The 19,146-nt window shown below is 75.7% G+C and carries 17 protein-coding genes; 11 read left to right on the top strand and 6 right to left on the bottom strand.

Annotated elements, in window-relative coordinates:
* Nucleotides 1-4: 4 nt before the first annotated feature.
* Entirely contained in the window at nucleotides 5-649 is a 645-nt protein-coding gene (locus tag IPO09_21900) for a cobalamin-dependent protein (protein ID MBK9519925.1), read from the bottom strand.
* Nucleotides 650-1,192: 543 nt separating this feature from the next.
* On the opposite strand from IPO09_21900, the gene IPO09_21895 reads away from it, so the two are divergent.
* Both IPO09_21895 and IPO09_21890 read left to right on the top strand, forming a co-directional pair.
* Entirely contained in the window at nucleotides 1,193-2,419 is a 1,227-nt protein-coding gene (locus IPO09_21895; GenBank protein MBK9519924.1) for an MCP four helix bundle domain-containing protein, read from the top strand.
* A gap of 44 nt (nucleotides 2,420-2,463) precedes the next feature.
* Entirely contained in the window at nucleotides 2,464-3,927 is a 1,464-nt protein-coding gene (locus IPO09_21890) for a hypothetical protein (GenBank protein MBK9519923.1), read from the top strand.
* On the opposite strand, the gene IPO09_21885 is transcribed toward IPO09_21890, so the two are convergent.
* On the bottom strand, nucleotides 3,914-4,408 hold the full coding sequence (locus IPO09_21885) for a hypothetical protein (protein MBK9519922.1): 495 nt from the start codon (nucleotides 4,406-4,408) through the stop codon (nucleotides 3,914-3,916). The two genes, IPO09_21890 and IPO09_21885, sit on opposite strands and share 14 nt — an antisense overlap.
* Before the next feature lie 10 nt (nucleotides 4,409-4,418).
* Between IPO09_21885 and IPO09_21880 the strand changes: the two genes are divergently transcribed.
* On the top strand, nucleotides 4,419-5,639 hold the full coding sequence (locus IPO09_21880) for a chloride channel protein (protein MBK9519921.1): 1,221 nt from the start codon (nucleotides 4,419-4,421) through the stop codon (nucleotides 5,637-5,639).
* Nucleotides 5,640-5,672: 33 nt separating this feature from the next.
* On the opposite strand, the gene IPO09_21875 is transcribed toward IPO09_21880, so the two are convergent.
* On the bottom strand, nucleotides 5,673-6,437 hold the full coding sequence (locus IPO09_21875; protein MBK9519920.1) for a TSUP family transporter: 765 nt from the start codon (nucleotides 6,435-6,437) through the stop codon (nucleotides 5,673-5,675).
* A gap of 199 nt (nucleotides 6,438-6,636) precedes the next feature.
* Between IPO09_21875 and IPO09_21870 the strand changes: the two genes are divergently transcribed.
* From IPO09_21870 to IPO09_21855, 4 genes are all read left to right on the top strand, one after another.
* Complete coding sequence (locus IPO09_21870; GenBank protein ID MBK9519919.1) at nucleotides 6,637-7,647, top strand: DUF3617 family protein; 1,011 nt, start codon at nucleotides 6,637-6,639, stop codon at nucleotides 7,645-7,647.
* A gap of 77 nt (nucleotides 7,648-7,724) precedes the next feature.
* Nucleotides 7,725-8,525: a D-alanyl-D-alanine carboxypeptidase gene (locus tag IPO09_21865; GenBank protein ID MBK9519918.1), complete on the top strand. Its 801-nt coding sequence runs from the start codon at nucleotides 7,725-7,727 to the stop codon at nucleotides 8,523-8,525.
* Nucleotides 8,518-10,077: a tetratricopeptide repeat protein gene (locus tag IPO09_21860; GenBank protein MBK9519917.1), complete on the top strand. Its 1,560-nt coding sequence runs from the start codon at nucleotides 8,518-8,520 to the stop codon at nucleotides 10,075-10,077. Before IPO09_21865 ends, IPO09_21860 begins: the two co-directional genes overlap by 8 nt.
* A 26-nt stretch (nucleotides 10,078-10,103) precedes the next feature.
* Nucleotides 10,104-10,925 (top strand): hypothetical protein, encoded by an 822-nt coding sequence (locus tag IPO09_21855; protein ID MBK9519916.1) that lies wholly within the window; start codon nucleotides 10,104-10,106, stop codon nucleotides 10,923-10,925.
* Here the strand turns inward: IPO09_21855 and IPO09_21850 are convergent.
* On the bottom strand, nucleotides 10,922-11,347 hold the full coding sequence (locus tag IPO09_21850; protein MBK9519915.1) for a hypothetical protein: 426 nt from the start codon (nucleotides 11,345-11,347) through the stop codon (nucleotides 10,922-10,924). The two genes, IPO09_21855 and IPO09_21850, sit on opposite strands and share 4 nt — an antisense overlap.
* A 121-nt stretch (nucleotides 11,348-11,468) precedes the next feature.
* On the opposite strand from IPO09_21850, the gene IPO09_21845 reads away from it, so the two are divergent.
* A complete protein-coding gene (locus IPO09_21845; GenBank protein ID MBK9519914.1) occupies nucleotides 11,469-13,163 on the top strand; it encodes a PAS domain S-box protein in 1,695 nt (564 codons plus the stop codon).
* 26 nt (nucleotides 13,164-13,189) lie between these two features.
* On the opposite strand, the gene IPO09_21840 is transcribed toward IPO09_21845, so the two are convergent.
* A complete protein-coding gene (locus IPO09_21840) occupies nucleotides 13,190-13,336 on the bottom strand; it encodes a hypothetical protein (GenBank protein ID MBK9519913.1) in 147 nt (48 codons plus the stop codon).
* Nucleotides 13,337-13,396: 60 nt separating this feature from the next.
* Nucleotides 13,397-13,555, bottom strand: a complete 159-nt coding sequence (locus IPO09_21835; GenBank protein MBK9519912.1) for a hypothetical protein — start codon at nucleotides 13,553-13,555, stop codon at nucleotides 13,397-13,399.
* A 366-nt stretch (nucleotides 13,556-13,921) separates the two neighbouring features.
* Between IPO09_21835 and IPO09_21830 the strand changes: the two genes are divergently transcribed.
* From IPO09_21830 to IPO09_21820, 3 genes are all read left to right on the top strand, one after another.
* Entirely contained in the window at nucleotides 13,922-16,495 is a 2,574-nt protein-coding gene (locus IPO09_21830; protein ID MBK9519911.1) for an OmcA/MtrC family decaheme c-type cytochrome, read from the top strand.
* A 150-nt stretch (nucleotides 16,496-16,645) separates the two neighbouring features.
* Nucleotides 16,646-17,605, top strand: a complete 960-nt coding sequence (locus IPO09_21825) for a DUF1722 domain-containing protein (protein ID MBK9519910.1) — start codon at nucleotides 16,646-16,648, stop codon at nucleotides 17,603-17,605.
* Entirely contained in the window at nucleotides 17,602-19,095 is a 1,494-nt protein-coding gene (locus IPO09_21820; GenBank protein MBK9519909.1) for a deoxyribodipyrimidine photolyase, read from the top strand. The genes IPO09_21825 and IPO09_21820 overlap by 4 nt, the downstream gene beginning before the upstream one ends.
* Nucleotides 19,096-19,146: the final 51 nt, after the last annotated feature.

Genomic DNA, 19,146 nt, shown 5'->3' with positions numbered 1-19,146 from the left:
GGGGTCAGCGCCCCCATCCGGCAGCCAGCGCCTCGAGCGCCTCGAGCGAGGCGAGGTGGCGCACGCCCGGCAGCCGCTCGACCTCGGCCCGGGCCGTGGCGGAGGCGAAGGCCTGGCCGCCCACCACCACCGGCACCGCCGCGTCGATCGCGCGGATGGCGCCGACGGCCTGCACCACCTCCGGCAGGTTGGCCTCCAGGGCCACCGACAGGGCCACCAGGTCCGGGTGGTGCGCCGCCACCAGCCCGGCCAGCGCCTGCGGCGGCAGGTTGGCGCCCAGGAAGTGGACTCGCCAGCCCTGCAGCTCCAGCACGTCGGCCACGATGCGGCCGCCCACCTGGTGGTACTCGTTGGCGGCGCAGGAGACCACGGCGGTGCGCCCGCGGTCTGGCCGCGCCTGCGTGCGCGGGAAGACCTGCGAGAGCAGGTCCTCGGTGAGGGCCGTGGCCAGGTGCTCGTCGGCGACGGTGATCTCGCCCCGGGCCCAGCGGTCCCCCACCTGGTGCAGGGAGGTGGCGAAGAGCCCGGTGTAGAGCTCGCGCAGCGGCGTCCCGGCCTCGAGCAGCGCCCACACCCTGGCGCGGCAGGCCTCGCGGCGGCCGTTCAGGAGGTCCTCCACGTGGGACGTGACCTCGGCGGGGGCGATCACGCCGGCTCCCCGCCGCGACGGACGCCCGCGTCGATCGAGGGCAGGCGGCCCGGAGCTGGACCTGACCACCCGTGGGGAGCCGCGCGGCGAGGCAGGTGGCGTCCTGGCGGTCCGGCCAGGGAGGAGGACGGCGGAGTGGCTGGAGTGCCGAGGACCAAGTCGAAAGCAAAGCTCCCCCCGCAGCCCTGGTCAAGCTCCCCGTGGCGAGGAGGAGGCGTCCCCCCGCGGCGGCCGGCGTCTCCCCCGCGGCGGGCCGCGGGCTACCCGGGGGTGTCGGCCCGCCGGCGTGCTGCCGACCCCGGAGTGGGGCGGGACCCGTGGGCCGAGGCGCGCAGGCGGATCCAGGGGCCGCGCCTGCGCCGCCCCACCGCGGCCCGTGGGACCGACGCAACGTCCGAGGATCACACGGGCCGGATCGGCGCCTGCGCATCGTGCCGCACCCCACCGGCGTGGGCGTGCCGGCGGCGGTCGCGGGCCGCCCCGTGGCATGCCAGGTGCTCTGCTCAGCGACTCCGGCGCCGGTGCGCCAGGCGGAGAGACCACATGTTCGCGAACCTGAAGATGGGCACCAAGATCCTGGCCGGCTTCGCGCTGGCCGTCGCGATCCTGCTGGTGGTGGGGGGCATCTCCTACTCCGGCTCGCAGGGCATCGAGGACCGCCTGGAGGAGGCCAGCCACCAGAAGATCCCGAGCCTGGTGGCCCTGGCGCTGGTGGGCGAGGGCCAGGTGACCCTGGAGGCCAGCCTGCGCACCCTGCTCAACCGGCGGCTCACCGTCGAGGAGCACCGCTACGCCCAGGAGCGCGTCCGCAAGGCGCTGGAGGAGATCGACGGGGGCGCCAAGGCCTACGAGGCCATGCCGCACGGCGACTCGACCCAGGTGCTCTGGCGGACCTGGAGGTCCGAGTTCGCGTCCTGGCGGCCGGTCGTGGAGCAGGTGGCCTCGGCCATCGCCGACCGCGACCGCCTGGTGGGAGGTGGGGCCGACAAGGACGCAGCCGACGTCGCGGTCATCGACGGGCGGGCCTGGTCGGCCTTCGCCGCCAGCGAGGCCACCTACCGGAAGGCCGCCGTGGCCATCGACGCCGTGCAGGAGAAGACCAGGACGGACGCGGCCAGGAACGGCGAGGAGGGGCTGGCCGCCGGCTCGCGCGCGCTGACCACCATCGTGGTCTCGATCCTCCTGGCCGCGGTGCTGCTCCTGGCCATCGGCGTCTTCCTGGGCAAGAAGATCGGCAACACGGTGACGGCGCTGGTGGGGGAGGCGGGCAAGCTGCGCGAGGCGGTGCAGGCGGGGCAGCTCGGCGTGCGCGGGGACGAGGCGGCGGTGGAGGGGGAGTTCCGGCCCATCATCGCGGGCATCAACGAGACCATGGCGGCGGTGGAGAGGCCGACCCGCATGGTGGTGGAGTGCGTCTCGCGGATCGGCAAGGGGGACATCCCGCCGAAGATCACCGAGCGGTACCAGGGCGACTTCGACCTCATCAAGGGCTCGCTGAACGACTGCATCGACGCGGTGAACGCGCTGGTGGCGGACGCGTCCACGCTGGCCAAGGCCGGGGTGGAGGGGCGGCTGGCCACCCGGGCCGACGCCTCGAAGCACCAGGGCGACTTCCGCAAGGTGGTGGCCGGCGTCAACGACACGCTGGACGCGGTCATCGGCCCGCTCAACGTGGCGGCCCGGTACGTGGACCAGATCTCCAAGGGCAGATCCCGGAGAAGATCACGGCCAGCTACGCCGGCGACTTCAACACCATCAAGGAGAACCTGAACCGGTGCGTGGACGCGGTGAACCGGCTGGTGACCGACGCCGGGATGCTGGCCCAGGCCGGGGTGGAGGGGCGGCTGGCCACCCGCGCCGACGCCTCCCGGCACGAGGGCGACTTCAAGAAGGTGGTGGAGGGGGTCAACAAGACGCTGGACGCCGTCATCGGCCCGCTCAACGTGGCGGCGAAGTACGTCGACGAGATCTCGCGCGGGGCCATCCCGCAGAAGATCACCGACAGCTACGCCGGCGACTTCAACACCATCAAGAACAACCTGAACACCTGCATCGACGCGGTGAACCGGCTGGTCTCCGACGCCGGCACCCTGGTGGACGCGGCGGTGGCCGGACGGCTCGCCACCCGGGCGGACGCCTCGAAGCACCAGGGGGACTTCAAGAAGGTGGTGGACGGCGTCAACCAGACGCTGGACGCGGTGCTGGCGCCCATCACCGAGTCGGCCGGGGTGCTGGAGAAGCTCTCGCAGCGGGATCTCCGGGCCCGGGTGGGCGGCAGCTACCAGGGGGACCACGCCAAGATCAAGGACTCGGTCAACGCCACCGGCGAGGCGCTGCTGGAGGCGCTGTCGCAGGTGGCCTCGGCGGTGGAGCAGGTGTCGAGCGCGTCGCAGCAGATCGCCGCCTCGTCGCAGGCGGTGGCCTCGGGCGCGTCCGAGCAGGCCTCCTCGCTGGAGGAGACCAGCTCGTCCCTCGAGTCGGTGCTCACCGTGACCAAGCAGGCCACCGACAGCGCCATGCAGGCCAACACGCTGGCCCAGTCGGCCCGCGGCGCGGCCGACGAGGGGACCACCGCGGTGGCGCAGATGCAGGGGTCGATGGTGAAGATCAAGGCGGCGGCGGAGGGCACCTCGCAGATCATCAAGGACATCAACGACATCGCCTTCCAGACCAACCTGCTGGCCCTGAACGCCGCCGTCGAGGCGGCCCGGGCCGGCGAGGCGGGCCGCGGCTTCGCGGTGGTCGCCGAGGAGGTCCGCAGCCTGGCGCTGCGCGCCAAGGAGGCGGCCATGAAGACCGAGGAGCTGATCAAGGAGTCGGTCAAGCAGGCGGTGGAGGGCGAGGCCTCGGCCAAGCAGGTGGCCGGGAAGCTCGGCGAGATCGTGACCGGCATCGGCAAGGTCACCGACATCGTGGCGGAGATCTCGGCGGCGGCGAAGGAGCAGTCGTCCGGCATCGACCAGGTGAACCAGGCGGTGGCCGAGATGGACAAGGTGACCCAGCAGAACGCCGCCTCGGCCGAGGAGTCCTCCTCCGCGGCCAGCGAGCTGAACGGCCAGGCCGAGGAGCTGGCCGCCATGGTCGGCGCCTTCAACCTCGGCAAGGCCAGCGCCCCGGCGGCCCGCCGCCCGGCCGGCGCGGTCCGGCTGGCCCAGGCCGCGCCGCCCAGGCCGAACAAGGCGCTCAAGCCCGGCAGGAACGGCCACGGCGGAGACAAGGCCATGGCGCCCGTGAACCCGTTCCCGATGGACGAGGAGACCCAGCTCAAGGACTTCTAGCCAGTATCCCCGGGGGGGGATGAACAGGCCGCACGGCCGACCGCAGGGGGGAGACCTCCGGCGGTCGGCCGGTCTTCTTTCCGCGGTCGGGGACGAGGACGGGGTCGCGGTCGCGGTCGCGGTCGGGGTCGCGGTCGCGGTCGCGGTCGGGGTCGGGGTCGCGGTCGCGGTCGGGGTCGCGGTCGCGGTCGCGGTCGCGGTCGGGTTCGGGTGGTCTGCTCACCCTCTCCCCCAGCTCGCTGGGGGAGAGGGCCGGGGTGAGGGGGCTGCCCGCGATCGCGGTCGGGGCCGCCGCCCCTCCTTGACTGTCCTCCCACCGCCCACCCACAATCCCGCTCCCCCACGCGCGCGCCCCCCTGGCGAGCGAGTCGACGACCCTGACCAGACGCGCCGAGACCCCCCCCGCCTCGCCGCCGTACCCCGCGCCGGGCGGCCCACCTGCGGGCGGCCGCCCGCACCACGTCACCGAGAGCCTGGCCATCGCCCGGCACATGCTGCTGGTGGCGGCCCCGCTCGGCGCGCTGGTCGGCGTGGCCATCGCGGGCTACGACTTCGCGGTCAACGAGGTGCTCTGGCGCCGCGTCAGCGCCGCCCCCCTGGCGGTCCGGCTGGTGGCGCCGCTCCTCGGCCTGACGCTGACCGGGCTGCTGCTGCGCCTCTTCCGCACCCCTTCGCCCGCCATGGCCGACGAGGTGGTGCGCGCCTACCACGAGCCCGGGGAGGGCATGCCCACCGGCACCGCGCCCGGGAAGCTGGCGGCGTCCCTCTTCACCCTGGGGCTGGGCGGCAGCGCGGGCATGGAGGGGGCCAGCAAGTGGCTGGGCGCCACCCTCGGGTCGGCGCTGCAGACCACGCTCAACCGCACCGGCCTGGCCGCGCTGCGCTGGAGCGCGCGCACCACGCTGCTGGTGGGCGGCGCCGCCGGCATCGCCGCCATCTTCCGGGCCCCGCTCTCCGGGGCCATCATGGGCGTGGAGTCTCCCTACAAGCACGACCTGGCGCACGAGGCGCTGCTGCCCGCGCTGGTGGCCTCGGCCACCTCGTTCTGGACCTTCACCCTGCTGCGCCCCGCCACCCCCTACTTCCCCATCGACTTCGAGTACGTGCTCGACACCAGCCACCTGCTCTGGGCGGTGCCGCTCGGGCTGGTGGCGGGGCTGGGCTCGCACCTGTTCCTCTGGACCCTGGCGCGCCTGCGGGCCCGCTTCGAGGCCCTCACCGGCTCGGTGGTGGCGCGGGCCGCCCTGGGCGGCGCGCTGCTGGTGGCGCTGGCCGCCGCGGCCAACGCCCTGCTGGGCGAGCCGGTGACCCTGGGCGCCGGCCTGCCGGTGGCCAACGACCTGCTGGCGGGCCGCCACGCCCTGTGGGCGGCGCTGGCCATCTTCGGCCTGAAGCTGCTGGCCACCTCGGTGACCTTCGGCTGCGGCGGGGTGGGCGGCCTGTTCGTGCCCACCGCCACCATGGGCGCGGCGCTGGGGGCCGCCTTCGACGCCGCCCTGGCCCCCAGCCAGCCCGGCGTCTACACGCTGCTGGGCATCGCCGCCTTCGCCGGGGCCAGCTACAACAGCCTGCTCTTCGCCGCGGTCTTCGTGGCCGAGGCCACCGGCAACGTCTTCCTGGTGGTGCCCTCGCTCATCGCCTCCAGCGTGGCCTTCACGGTGGCGGCCGGCGTCTCCAACTCGCGCGCGCAGCGGCAGCGCCGCGAGGCCTGAGCCGGCGCCCCGCGGGGACCGCGGCTCGGTCGCTCAGCCGGCCAGCACCTTCCACGCCAGCGCCGCGGCCACGGCGCCCACGAAGAGGGCGAAGGCGCGCGAGAGCCGGTGGGCCTGGAGGCGACCCGCCACCCGCGCGCCCAGGAAGGCGCCCGCCGCGAAGCCGGCGGCCACCGCGGCCACCAGGGCCCAGGGCAGGCCGCCCTGGGTGCGGGTGTAGACCAGCACGCCGGGCAGCCCCACCGGCGGCAGCATGGTGGCCAGGCTGGTCCCCTGCGCCTGCAGGCGGGGCAGGTGCACCACCGCCACCAGCAGCGGCACCATGACGATGCCGCCGCCGATGCCGAGCAGGCCCGAGAAGAGCCCGCCCACCGCCCCGATCCAGAGGCCATGCCAGGCGGCCCCGGGCGGGCGCGCGGCGCCGCCGCCGCCCGCGCCCCCGCGCCAGGCCTGGGCGGCGGCCACCACCAGGAAGGCCACGAAGACCAGCCGCATGAGCCGCTCCGGCAGCCAGGCGGCGGCCTCGGCCCCGGCCCCCACTCCGGCCAGGAAGCCGGTCACCAGCGCCAGCACCAGGCCCGGCCGGATGGGCGCGCGCCGGTGATAGGCGACCACCGCCGGCAGCCCCACCGGCAGGAGCAGCACCGCCAGCGTCACCCCCTGCGCCTGGTGCTGCGGCAGGGCCAGGAGCAGCCCCAGCGCCGGCACCAGCACGATGCCCCCGCCGATGCCGAAGATGCCGGAGAGGAGGCCCGCCACGGCGCCTGCCAGGAGGCCACCGGGGAGGAGCGGGCTCATGGTCGCATCCTACCCGTCCCAGGGGCCGAGGGGTCGCGCCGCCTCGGCACCCGCCCGGGCGGGGGCGCTCCACCCCTCCGGCGCCTCGACAGCGTGGCGCCTTCGTGGTGTCGTCCCGTGCCAGCCCGACCCGCTCAGCGCCCGGCGCCGCCGCGCGCCGCGCGTACCCGCCGTGAACGGGTGCCCACCTGGAGAGACCATGACCCGATCCGCCGCCCGCCTCACCGCCGCCCTGCTCGGTCTCCTCGCCGCCGCGCCGGCCCCGGCCGCCGCCGAGCGCGGCGTCTACTGGGAGCAGACCATCGAGATGGAGATGGCCGGCATGCCGTTCGCCATGCCCGCCCAGACCATGAAGGTCTGCCTGCCGGTGGACCAGTGGAAGCGGCCGCCCGAGTCGAAGCCGGACGACACCTGCCGCATCCAGGACCTCAAGGTGACGGGCAGCACCATGACGTGGCGGCTGGTCTGCACCGGGGAGGAGCCCATGGAGGGCGAAGGGGAGATGACCTACACCTCCAGCAGCTTCACCGGCCGGACCGCCATGCGGTCGCGGCGCGGCGACATGAACCTGAAGATGCGCGGCAAGAAGGTGGGCGGCGACTGCGACGTGCGCGAGCTGGAGCAGAAGGTGGCGGCCATGCAGCAGCAGGGCGAGGAGCAGCGCCGGCGCGGCGAGGCGCAGCGGGACGAGGCGAAGCAGCGGATGTGCGCCAGCGCCCTCGAGGAGGTCTCGCCCCAGGCGGTGGCCGGGCGCGACCCCCACTGCAAGGACCCGGCGCAGGTGGCCGCCTTCTGCGCCAAGCTGAAGACCGCCGCGGGCTTCCAGCGGGTGATGCAGTACGAGCAGCTGGCGAAGCAGATGCCCGGCGGGATGTTCCCCACGCCGGAGGAGGCGGCCAAGGCCTGCGGCACCAGCCTGGCGGCGCTGCCGAAGGAGCTGTGCCCTGGCGCGGAGAAGCGCGGCGAGCTCGACTTCCTGGCCGCCCGCTGCCCGGTCGAGGCCAAGGCGCTGGCGCGGCGGGAGTGCGCCGGGCGCGACTACACCTCGCTGCGCACCTCCCGCTACCGCGACTTCTGCGGCCGGGTGGCGGGCGACGAGCTCGACGAGGGCGCCGGCGCGGCCAGGGCGGCGCCCGAGAAGAAGAAGGAGCCCAAGGACAAGGCGGTGGACGAGGGCAAGAAGCTCCTGAAGGGAGTCTTCGGGTTCTGAGCGGCGCGGCGGCGCCACTCCGGCCAGGGGCGGGCCACCGCGCCCCGGCCCGACACGCGCCTGGCCGGGCGCGGCGGATCGGCGTGCTGGCGACGGCGCTGGTCTGCCTGGCCGGCGCGGCAGGCGCGGCCGAGCCGACCGACCGCTTCCCGCGTGCGGCGGCCGCCTACCTGGTGGCGCTCGACGGCCGGGAGCTCTGGGGCCGCGACGCGGGCGGCGCCCGCCCGCCGGCCTCGCTCACCAAGATCATGACCGCCCTGGTGGCGCTGGAGGGGCCCTGGGACGCGGCGGCGCCGGTGGACGTGAGCGCCCGGGCGGCGCGGGCCGGCGGCACCCGCGCCGGGCTGCGCCGGGGCGAGCGCCTGGCGGCCGGCGACCTCCTGGCCGCCACCCTGGTGGCCTCCGCCAACGACGCCTGCCTGGCGCTGGCCGAGCACCTGGCCGGTGACGAGCCGGCCTTCGTGGCCCGCATGAACGCCCGGGCCCAGGCGCTGGGGCTGGCCGCCACCCGCTTCGAGAATGCCTGCGGCCACGACGGCCCGGGACACCGCTCCTCGGCGCGCGACCTCCTGGCGCTGACGCGGGCGGCGCTGGCCCAGCCCGAGGTGCGGCGCCTGGCGGCGCTGGAGGCGGTCACGCTGCGCACCCTGGCCGGCCGGGTGCTGTCCCTGCGGACCACCAACGCGCTGCTCGGGCGGCTGCGCGGGGCGCGCGGGGTCAAGACCGGCTACACGGCGGCGGCCGGGCGCTGCGTGGTGGCGCTGGTGGAGCGCGACGGCGTGGAGCTGCTGGTGGTGCTGCTCGACGCGGCCGATCGCTGGTGGGCGGCGGCCGGCCTGGTCGAGAAGGCCTTCGCCGAGGCCGGCCGCGGTGGGTGAGGACGGCCCCGCGCCGCCGCGCCCTCCGCCGACCGGCGCGGCGGACCTGGCACCGGCCGGGCGCCCGCCGCCTGGCGGACTGTCGCCGGCGCTCGCCGCAGGGCTCCTGGTCGCCGCGGTGGCGGCGGCCTACGCCACCTCGTTCGCCGGCGCCTTCCAGTTCGACGACTGGAACGTCATCGTGCTGGACCCGAGGGTCCAGTCGCTGCGGGCCTGGTGGGCGGCCCAGCCGGCGCTGCGGCCGCTGCTCGGGCTGAGCTTCGCCTGGAACCACCAGGCCGGGCTGGGGCTGGCGGGCTTCCACGCGGTGAACCTGGCCATCCACCTGGGCGCGACCCTGCTGGCGCTCCGGTTGCTGGTGGTGCTGGAGGGCTGGTTCGCAGGGGAGGGGTCGCGGTCGCGGTCGGTCCCTCCTGCCGCCCTCCTCGGCGCGCTGCTGCTGGCGCTGCACCCGGTGCAGACCGAGGCCGTCACCTACCTCTCCGGGCGCTCCAGCGCGCTGGCGGCCCTGCTGGCGCTGGGCAGCCTGCTGGCCTGGCTGGAGGGCCGGGCGCGCGGGCGGCCCTGGCTCTCGGCGTTGCTCTCGCCGCTGCTGCTCCTCGCCTCGCTCGGCGTGAAGGAGACCGCGGCGGTCCTGCCGCTGGCCCTGCTCCTGCTGGCGGCGGTCGAGGCGCGGGCCGCGCCGGGCCCGGGCGCCCGCCCCTGGCGCGGCGCGCTCCCCGGCCTGCTTCCGCACATGCTGGTGGTGGCCCTGGCCGCGGGCGCCGCGCTGGCCTCCCCCTCGTACCGCGCCATGCTGAGCCACGCCGCCGGCCTCCGGCCGCCGGTGGAGAACCTGGTGGCGCACCTCGGCGGCCTGGCCTGGCTGGCCGGCCAGGTCGTGGCCCCCGGCCGCCTGCTGGCGGATCCAGGGCCGCCGGCGCCGCCCACGGCCGCGGCCCTGGGCGTGGCGGCGCTGGCGGCGGTCGCGCTGGCGGCGGCCCTGGCTTTCGGGCTCCAGGCCGCGCTGGGCCGCGCCGCCCGGCCGGGCCGCCGGGCCGCCGGGCTGGCGGTCCTCTGGTGCCTGCTGTGGCTCCCGCCCACCGGGTGGCTCCTGCCGCGGCCGGAGGTGGCCAACCATCGGCAGCTCTACCTGGCCTTGCTCGGACCGGCCTGGCTGGCGGGGCGCGCGCTGTCGGCCTGGCTGGCGGCGCCGGGGTGGCGGCGCGGCGCGGCGGCGGTGGGTGCGGCCGGGCTGGTGCTCTGGCTGGGCGCCCTGACGGCCCGGCGCAGCCTGGTCTACGCCGACGAGCTCACCTTCTGGTCCGATGTGGTGGCACAGGCGCCGAGGAACGCCCGCGCCCACAACAACCTCGGCCTGGCGTACTCGGCCGCCTGCCGCCTCGAGGAGGCCCGCCGGGCCTTCCTGGAGGCGCTCCGGCTCGAGCCAGGCCACCCGCGCGCCAGGGTCAACCTCTGGCTGCTCGAGGAGGGCGAGCCGCCGGGCCAGAGGCCTGACGCCAGGCCAGCGTGTCCCGCGCCGACGGCGCTGCGGCCGCCCGCGGCGCGGTGATACCTTCGCTGGCAGGGAGCGTTCCCATGCCACGTCGCAGCAGGCTCGCCGTCACCGCCGTCGCCCTCACCACCCTGGCCGCCGCGTCGCTCGCGCCCCGGCCCGCCGCCGCCGACGGGGGCCTGGAGGGCGTCGTCGCCATCCACCTCGAAGGCGACTTCGCCGACGGCTACACCAGGCCGCGGCTGGCCAACGCCGCCTGCCTGGTGGAGCGGCTGGAGGAGCAGCCCGCCGCCGCCGGGTTCGACGGCAAGGTGGCCTTCACGGTGCAGCGCGACGGCAGCCTGACCGACCTGACCTTCTCGCCGCCGCCCCCGCCGCGGATGGAGCTGGCGGTGCGGACGGCCTTCACGGCCTGTCCGTGGAGCCAGGGGCTCGATCCCGCCGGCAAGCCGCTGGTGGTGCGCGTCACGCAGCCGGTCAAGGTGAAGGGCCGTGGCGCGGGGCTGGCCGCCCGGCCGTCCGCCGGGCCCGTCGGTCCCGGACTGGCGCCCCCGCCCGTGCCCTTCGGCGGCGCCAGCCTCGACCTGCGGAGCGAGCGGGCGGCGGCCTACCGGCGCCCCACGCTGGCCGACCCGGCCTGCCTGCAGGTCGCCCTGCGCCGCCACACCGAGGTGGCCGGCCTCGACAACAAGGTGAAGTTCGCCGTCATGCGCGACGGCTCGGTGCGCCAGTTCTCCTTCCTGGCCCCGGTGGCACCGGAGGTCGAGCGGGCGGTGGTGGCGGCCTTCGAGGCCTGCCGCTGGGACCCGGGGCTCGACCCCGAGGGCACGCCGCTGGCGGTCTGGGTGATCCAGCCGCTCAAGGTGGCCGGGCTGCCGGCGGCGCCGGAGCAGGCGCTCCGCTAGGCAGGGCCGGCCGCGCCGGCCCGCAGCCGGGCCGCCGCCGCCAGCAGCCCCTCGCGCTCGCACCAGGCGGCCACCTGGCCCGGCAGCCCCGGGTCGCCGTGCAGCTGCACCAGCTGCGAGAGGACGTGCTCGGCCTCCGCGACGCTGCCCGAGAGGCAGTGGAGCGCCGCCAGCCGAAGCGCCTCGCGTGGGGAGTACGGCTCGCCCAGGCCGGCCTCGGCCAGCGTCCCCACCGCCTCCCAGTCGCCGGCGCGGCCGCGCTCCAGGGCTCGCCACCAGCGGGCCTCGTCCTGCAGGGGGCGGGGCGCTCCCAGGGCGGCGGCGGCCTCGCGCCAGGTCCCGGCGTCCGGCGGTGGCTCGGTCAGCGGCGGCCGGCCACACAGGGCCGCCAGGGCGGCGGGGAGGTCGGAGGGCGCTGGCATGGCGGCAGTCTGCCGGCCCGGGGTCGCCGCGGCCAGCCCTGTCCGGTGGCGCGCACGCCCACACGGGGCTCGCCGGCCGTCCTGCGCGGACCGGTGCACCGGTCCTGCTAGCATCGCCGCGATGGTCTGGCACCTCCTCACCCTCGGCCTGGCCGCCCTCGGGCTGGCGCTCGCCGTCCGGGAGCGGCGGCTGCGCCGCGCCCTGGAGGCGGTCGCCGCCTCCGGCACCTCGGGGGAAGCGCAGGCGCTGGTCGAGTCCGCCCGGCGCGAGAGCGAGGCCCGCTTCACCGCCGCCTTCCACGGCGCCGGGGTGGGGATGGCCCTGGTGGACGCCGGCGGCCGCCTGGTGGAGGTGAACGACGCGCTCTGCCGGATGCTGGGCTACACGCGCCAGGAGCTGGCGGCGCTCCGCTTCCAGGACCTGCTCCACCCCGAGGACCGCGCCGGCAGCCTGGCCGCCTTCGCCGCGCTGGTGCGCGGCGACCGCGACCAGAACGCCATGGAGCGGCGCTACCTGCGCAAGGACGGCGGCGTCGTCCACCTGCGCTACACCACCTCGGCCATCCGCGGCCCGGGCCGGACCTTCCACCACGCCGTGGGGATCATCGAGGACGTCTCCGAGCGCACCGAGCTGCAGGCCCGCCTGGCGGTGGCCGACCGCATGGCCTCGCTCGGCGCGCTGGCGGCCGGGGTGGCCCACGAGATCAACAACCCGCTGGCCTACGTGATGGGCAACCTGGGCTTCGCCCGCGAGGCCCTGAGCGCCGGGGCGGGCACGCCGCCCGAGGCGCTGACCCAGGCCCGCCAGGCGCTCGACGAGGCCAACGAGGGGGCCGCCCGGGTCCGGCAGATCGTGGGCGACCTGCGCGCCCTCTCGCGCCAGGGCGACGACCGGCACGAGCCGGTGGACGTGGCGGCGGCGCTCCGCTCGGCGCTCAACCTGACGGCCGGCGTGCTGCGCCCGTGCGCCGAGGTGAAGGCGGAGCTGGCGGCGGTGCCGCCGGTGCTGGGCGATCCCGCCCGGCTGGGCCAGGTGTTCGTCAACCTGCTGGTGAACGCCAGCCACGCCATCGGGCCGGGGCGACCCGAGGCCAACGTGGTCCGGGTGGCCACCGGCATCGAGCTCGACGGGCGCGTCCGCATCGAGGTGAGCGACACCGGCGCCGGCATCCCGCCCGAGGTGCTGCCGCACATCTTCGTCCCGTTCTTCACCACCAGGCCGGCCGGGGAGGGGACCGGGCTGGGCCTGGCCATCTGCCAGCGGACGGTGGCGGCCATGGGGGGTGAGATCACGGTGGGCGCCCGGTCCGGCCGGGGCACCACCTTCACCGTCCTCCTGCCGCAGGCCCCGGTGGCGCACCGCCCCGCGGCGACCAGCGCGGCGGCCTCGGCGCCGCCCGGGCCGCGCGCCCGGGTGCTGGTGGTGGACGACGAGCCCTACGTCGGCAAGACCATGCGGCGCCTCCTGGGGACCCAGCACGACGTCGAGGTGGTGGAGTCCGGGGCGGCGGCGCTGGCGCGCCTCGGGCAGCAGCCCGTCGTGGACGTCATCCTCTGCGACCTGATGATGCCCGGCATGACCGGCATGGACCTGCACGCGGCGCTGCTGCGCGCCGACCCCGCCGCGGCCGGCAGGATGGTCTTCGTCACCGGCGGCGCGCTGCACGAGACCTCGCGCGCCTTCCTGGCGTCGGTGCCCAACCCGGTGCTGGAGAAGCCGTTCCCCACCGACCTGCTGCGGCGGGTGGTGGGCGAGACGCTGCGGGCCGGCGTGGCGACCCTGCCGGCCGACGCCGCGCCGCCGGCCACCCCGTAGCGGGGCCCGGCGCCGGCGCGCCAGCGTCACCCGGAGAACAGCAGCACGCCCATGAACACCACCACCAGCATGGCCACCAGGCCGCCGAAGGCCATGCCGAGGATGGTGGCCCAGCGGGTGAGGCCGCTGGGCGGGAGCGGGGCGTCGATGCGGAAGGCGTTCAGGAGTCGCACGGCGTCATGGTAGCGCCGGGGGAGGCGGAGCGCACCGGTTCCGCGCACCGTCCCCGCGGCTCACCGCCGGCCGCGGCGCCGGTAGCCGATGAGGAGCACGATCCCCATGAGCAGGAGCACGGGGAAGAAGGCGCGGGAGAAGAGGAGCCCGGGGCGGCGAGCCAGGAGTCCGATGAAGAGGACGCCGAGGATCACCGCCGGCCAGCCGAGGCGAAGCATCGGCGCATACTAGTCGAGCCCGACGCCGAACAGGTGGCCTGCGCGCTCCCGCGCAGCCCCTGCGCCGCGTCGCCGGACTGCGCCGCAGAGCACGCGGGTGGACACCCAAATTATACCCTGATTACGGGTCGATGAAACGATTCTGTGGGCGGCTGCGCACAGCCCCATGCGTGTGAGTTGGGGCACCTGGCGCAGGGGTGGGTGGGTGATTTGACCAGCCCCTCCCAGGGGTACATTGCACACACACTCAAACTGGGCGCATCCGGGTGTTTCGTCACGGTCCTGACGCGTCGCGGCTGGGCACGACCGTTGCTACGTCAACGTCCGACTCATCCACCAACATTTCGCTTCAGGGGAGAACCCAGGATGCAAACTTCTTCGCGTTACGGGAAGGCCGCGCTGTTCGCCGCAGCCCTCGCGATGGTCCTCACCGCCTGCTCCGGCGACACCGGCCCCGCCGGTCAGAACGGCACCAACGGCACCAACGGCACCGACGGCGTCGACGGCGCCACCGGCCCCACCGGCCCCACCGGCCCTGCTGGCGCCGACGGCGCCACCGGCCCCACCGGCCCTGCTGGCGCCGACGGCGCCACCGGCCCCACCGGCCCGACCGGCCCCATCGGCCCCACCGGCCCGCAGGGTGAGCCGGGCGCGCCCGCTCCCGTGCCCGCCGGCGCCGGCCTCAAGATCACCATCCTCTCCGCCACCGCCCCGGCCACCGGCCCGGCCACCGTCACCTTCGACGTGACGGACGCCGCCGGCAACCAGGTCGACTTCCTGGCCGAGCTCGCCGCCGGCGCCTTCGGCAGCACCCGCGGCCCGCGCTTCAGCATCGCGCAGGCGAACGCCACGGGCACCTACGAGGCGCTCTACGAGAGCGCCAGCGCCGGCGACCCGGCCGGCAAGCAGACCCGGCCGACCTCGGTCCCCGCCACCATCACGCTGGCCCAGGCCGCGGCGCTCTACACGGCCAACCTGGACGGCACCTACATGTTCACCTTCCCGACGGCTGCCCCGGCGCTGCCGGCGCTGGCCGCCGGCTTCCCGCTGGCGCCCGCCCCGGCCTCCCAGACGCTGGTCGGCATGCAGGCCGCCCGCCTCTTCCAGGGCATCAACTACCCGGTCGGCGTCTCCTTCGAGTTCGTGCCGAACGGCACCGCCGCCGTGGCCCGCCAGGTCGTCTCCGACGCCGCCTGCAACGCCTGCCACAAGAACATGCAGGCCCACGGCACGCGCCGCACGGTTGGCCTCTGCCTCACCTGCCACACCCCCGGCTGGATCATCGCCGCCGACGCCGCCTCCGGCCGCACCGCCAACGCCATCGACTTCCGCCAGATGATCCACGAGATCCACGCCGGCCAGCTGCTGGCCCCGGCCGGCACGCCCCGCGTCTACAAGTGGAGCGCCACCACGGACTTCTCGACGGTCATGTTCGCGCCGCCCAACACGGTGAAGAACTGCGGCCAGTGCCACCAGGGCGCCCAGGCTGACAACGCCTTCAGCAAGCCCTCCCGCGCGGCCTGCGGCTCCTGCCACTACGAGGTCGACTTCGCCACCCACATGGGCGGCCAGGCCAACGACAACGGCTGCGCCAACTGCCACCAGGCCGACGCGCAGTCGGCCGCCCCGGCGACCCGCAAGGTCCACTCGGCCCTGTACGCCGCCGCCACCAACACCACCTTCGTGGGCAACGGCTCCAACGCCGCCCGCCGCCTCGAGATCACCATCGACACCGTCAGCGTGGCCACCCCGGCCACCTCCACCGTGACCTTCACGGTGCGCATCGACGGCGCCGCGGCGGACATCAAGGCCACCCCGCTGTCCTCGCTCCGGTTCACCATCGCCGGCCCGACCGGCGACTACGGCACCACGCTGGCCTCCACGGGCGCGCCCTACGGCGCCCCGGCCACCGCCACCGGCTTCGCCCAGGGCGGCTACCTCCAGTCGGCCGCCTTCGGCGGCACGGCCGGCGCGGCCCTGCTCACCGCCACCGCCACGCCCGGCCAGTTCACCGGCTCGCTCGGTGACCTGACGGCGCTCAACGGCCTGTCCATCGGCGTCGGCGTCGAGGCCTACTCGTCCGAGTTCGCCCCGGTCTCCGGCAGCTGCAACGCGGCCACCGGTCCGGCCGTCGCCGGCGTCTGCGTCCAGAAGGACTGGACCCAGGTCGCCGTCCCGGTGAAGTACGCCAAGGTCGGCGCCACCACCGGCGCCGTCGCCCGCCGCGCCATCACCACCAACGCCAAGTGCAACGCCTGCCACGCCGACCTCGGCTTCCACGGCGGCTCGGCGCGCAAGGGTCCCGACTACTGCGCCATGTGCCACAACCCGCGCAACGTCAACGACGAGCGGACCTCGCAGTTCGAGGTGGACGGCGCGGGCAACGCGTTCGTCAAGACCCCGGAGTCCATGCAGCTCTCCATCATGGTCCACAAGATCCACAAGGCCGGCGGCCTGGCGAACGACTACGTCATCGGCGCCACCCGCGACTTCCGGGCGGATCCGGCGGCCTTCCCGCCGCGCGCCGAGGGCCAGGCCCCCGACGTCGCCTTCCTGGGCGCCTTCCCGGGAGACCTCGAGGACTGCATGATGTGCCACGTGTCGACCGGCAACGGGCTGCCCGAGGCCAACGTGATCGCCACCCGCTCGGTGCAGTTCACCTGCATCGAGGCCGCTGGCGCCGACGCCAACGCGGTCTGCGGCACCCTCTCCGGCACCGGCGGCGTGGTCGCCCCGGACTCCGTGCTGGGTGACACCTACTGGTCCAAGGTCGAGTCCTTCAAGGGCGCGGGCGCCGCCAACTGCGGCAGCTGCCACGACACCGCCATCGCCGCCTCGCACTTCGGCGCGAACACCATCGGCGGCGTCGAGGCCTGCGACGTGTGCCACGGCGACGGCCGCTTCATGGACCCCGTCGAGATGCACATCGCCAACCCGTAAGGCGAGCCTGACCTGAAGTTCCCGCGGCCCCCGGCGCTCTCGAGCGCCGCGGGGCCGCGGTCTTTTTTTGGGGGGCTGCCCTTGGCGCCCGGGCCTGGCGCCGCCGCGGCCGGCTGCGCCGCGCGCCGTCCCGGCGTAGGCTGGCGCCCCATGGCCACCCCCACCACCAAGCCCCGCCTCGGCATCTCCGCCTGCCTGCTCGGGCGGGGCGTGCGCTACGACGGCGGCCACAAGCAGAACGACTTCTGCACCGACGTCCTCGGCCCCTTCGTCGAGTGGGTGGCCCTGTGCCCCGAGGTGGAGGTGGGCATGTCCATCCCCCGCCCGTCCATCCGCCTCACCGGCCAGGCCGCCGCGCCGCGGCTGGTGGCCGAGCGGACCGGCGAGGACTGGACGGAGCGCATGGCGGCCTACGCCGAGGCCAAGGTGGCGCAGCTGGCCGCCCTCGACCTCTCCGGGTACGTCACCAAGAAGGACTCGCCCTCCTGCGGCCTGGCCCGGGTGCGGGTCTACGGCCCCCGCAGCGGCCAGCCGGTGCGCGACGGCACCGGCGCCTTCGTGCGGGTGCTGCAGGCGCGGCTGCCGCTCCTGCCGGTGGAGGAGGAGGGGCGGCTCAACGACCCGCTGCTGCGCGAGAGCTTCATCGAGCGGATCTTCGGCTACGCCCGCTGGAAGGCGCTGGTCGAGGGCGGCCTGACCCGCGGCGGGCTGGTGGCCTTCCACACCGCCCACAAGCTGGCGCTGCTGGCCCACCACCCGGACGGCTACCGGAAGCTGGGCTCGCTGGTGGCCCGGGCCAAGGGGCGGCCCATCGGGCAGGTGGCCGACGAGTACGGCGCCCTCTTCATGGCCTCGCTCGGCAAGCCCGCCACCCGCGGCCGCCACCTCAACGTGCTGCAGCACATGGCCGGCTACTTCAAGGAGCTGCCGAAGGAGGAGCGCCGCGAGCTGGAGGGGGTGGTGGCGGACTTCGGCCGGGGCCACGTGCCGCTGGTGGTGCCGCTGACGCTCTTCCGCTCGCAGGTGCGGCGCCACGCGGTGACCTGGCTGGCGGGGCAGACCTACCTCGACCCGGACCCCAAGGAGCTGATGCTGAGGAACCACGCGTGAGCGTGGCGGCCGAGCGGCTGCGCGCCCTCAACGCCGCGCCGGTGAGGCCGGAGCGCGACTTCGTCGTCTACTGGATGACGGCCAACCGGCGGGTGCGCTGGAACCACGCGCTGGAGCGGGCGGTCGAGCTGGCGCGGGAGCTGGCGCGGCCGCTGGTGATCCTGGAGGCGCTGCGCGTCGGCTACCCGTACGCCTCGGACCGGCTGCACGCCTTCGTGCTGGCCGGCATGGCCGACACCCTGGCCCGGCTGGAGGGGCGGGCGGTGCGCTACCACCCCTACGTGGAGCGGAGCGCCGGGGAGGGGAAGGGGCTGCTCCTGGCCCTGGGCGCCCACGCCTGCGCGGTGGTCACCGACGACTACCCCACCTTCTTCCTGCCGGCCATGGCGGCGGCCGCCGGCCAGGCGCTGGACGTGCGGCTGGAGGCCGTGGACGCCAGCTGCCTCTACCCGTTCCGGCTGGCCGGCAAGGCCTTCGTCACCGCCTACCTGCTGCGGCGCCAGCTGCAGCGCCACCTGCCGCCCTGGCTCGACCGGCTCCCCGCCCCCGACCCCCTGGCGCGCCTCCGCCTGCCCCGCCTGGAGGCGCTGCCGCGGGGGCTCACCCGGAGGTGGCCGGCCGCCACCGCGGCCGAGCTGGCCGACCCGGCCGCGCTGGCCGCCGCGCTGCCCATCGATCACGCCGTGCCCCCGGCCGGGCGGGGCGGATCGGTGGCCGCCGAGGCCAGGCTGGCGCGCTTCCTGGAGCATGGCCTGGCCGGGTACCACGAGGCGCGCGACGAGCCCGACCAGGACGGCGCCAGCGGGCTCAGCCCGTGGCTGCACTTCGGCCACCTCTCGGCGCACCAGGTGGTGGCCGGGGTCCTCAGGGCCCAGGGCTGGACGCCGCCGCTCCTCTCACCCACCGTGAATGGCTCGCGGGAGGGCTGGTGGGGGGTGTCGCCGGCCGCCGAGGCCTTCCTCGACCAGGTGATCACCTGGCGCGAGCTGGGCTTCAACTGGGCGGCCCACCGCCCCGACCACCGGGAGTGGAGCTCGCTGCCGGCCTGGGCCCAGGCCACCCTGGGGCGCCACGCCGCCGACCAGCGGGAGCCCTGCTACGACCTCGAGGTCTTCCGCCGGGCCGCCACCCACGACCCGCTCTGGAACGCGGCCCAGCGCCAGCTGCTCCACGAGGGGGTCATCCACAACACCCTGCGGATGCTCTGGGGCAAGAAGATCCTGGAGTGGAGCCGCAGCCCCCAGGAGGCGCTGGCCACCATGGTCGAGCTCAACGACCGGTACGCCCTGGACGGGCGGGACCCCAGCTCCTACACGGGCATCTGCTGGGTCCTGGGCCGCCACGATCGCCCCTGGGCGCCGGAGCGGCCGGTCTTCGGCACGGTCCGCTTCATGTCGAGCCAGAACATGGCCAGGAAGCACCGCGTCAAGGGGTACCTGGCCCGCCACGGCCCGGCGGGCGGCCAGCCCGGCCTCTGGGAGGACCGGTGAGCGGCCTGGCGAGGCGGAGGCGCCGCGGCGCGGCCGGGTGGCGCCGTCCGC

The sequence above is a fragment of the Anaeromyxobacter sp. genome (genome assembly GCA_016718565.1).
In the GTDB taxonomy this organism is placed as follows: Bacteria; Myxococcota; Myxococcia; order Myxococcales; family Anaeromyxobacteraceae; genus JADKCZ01.
The sequence above is the reverse complement of the archived record's forward strand: the minus strand, read 5'-3'. Positions and strand labels throughout refer to the sequence as shown.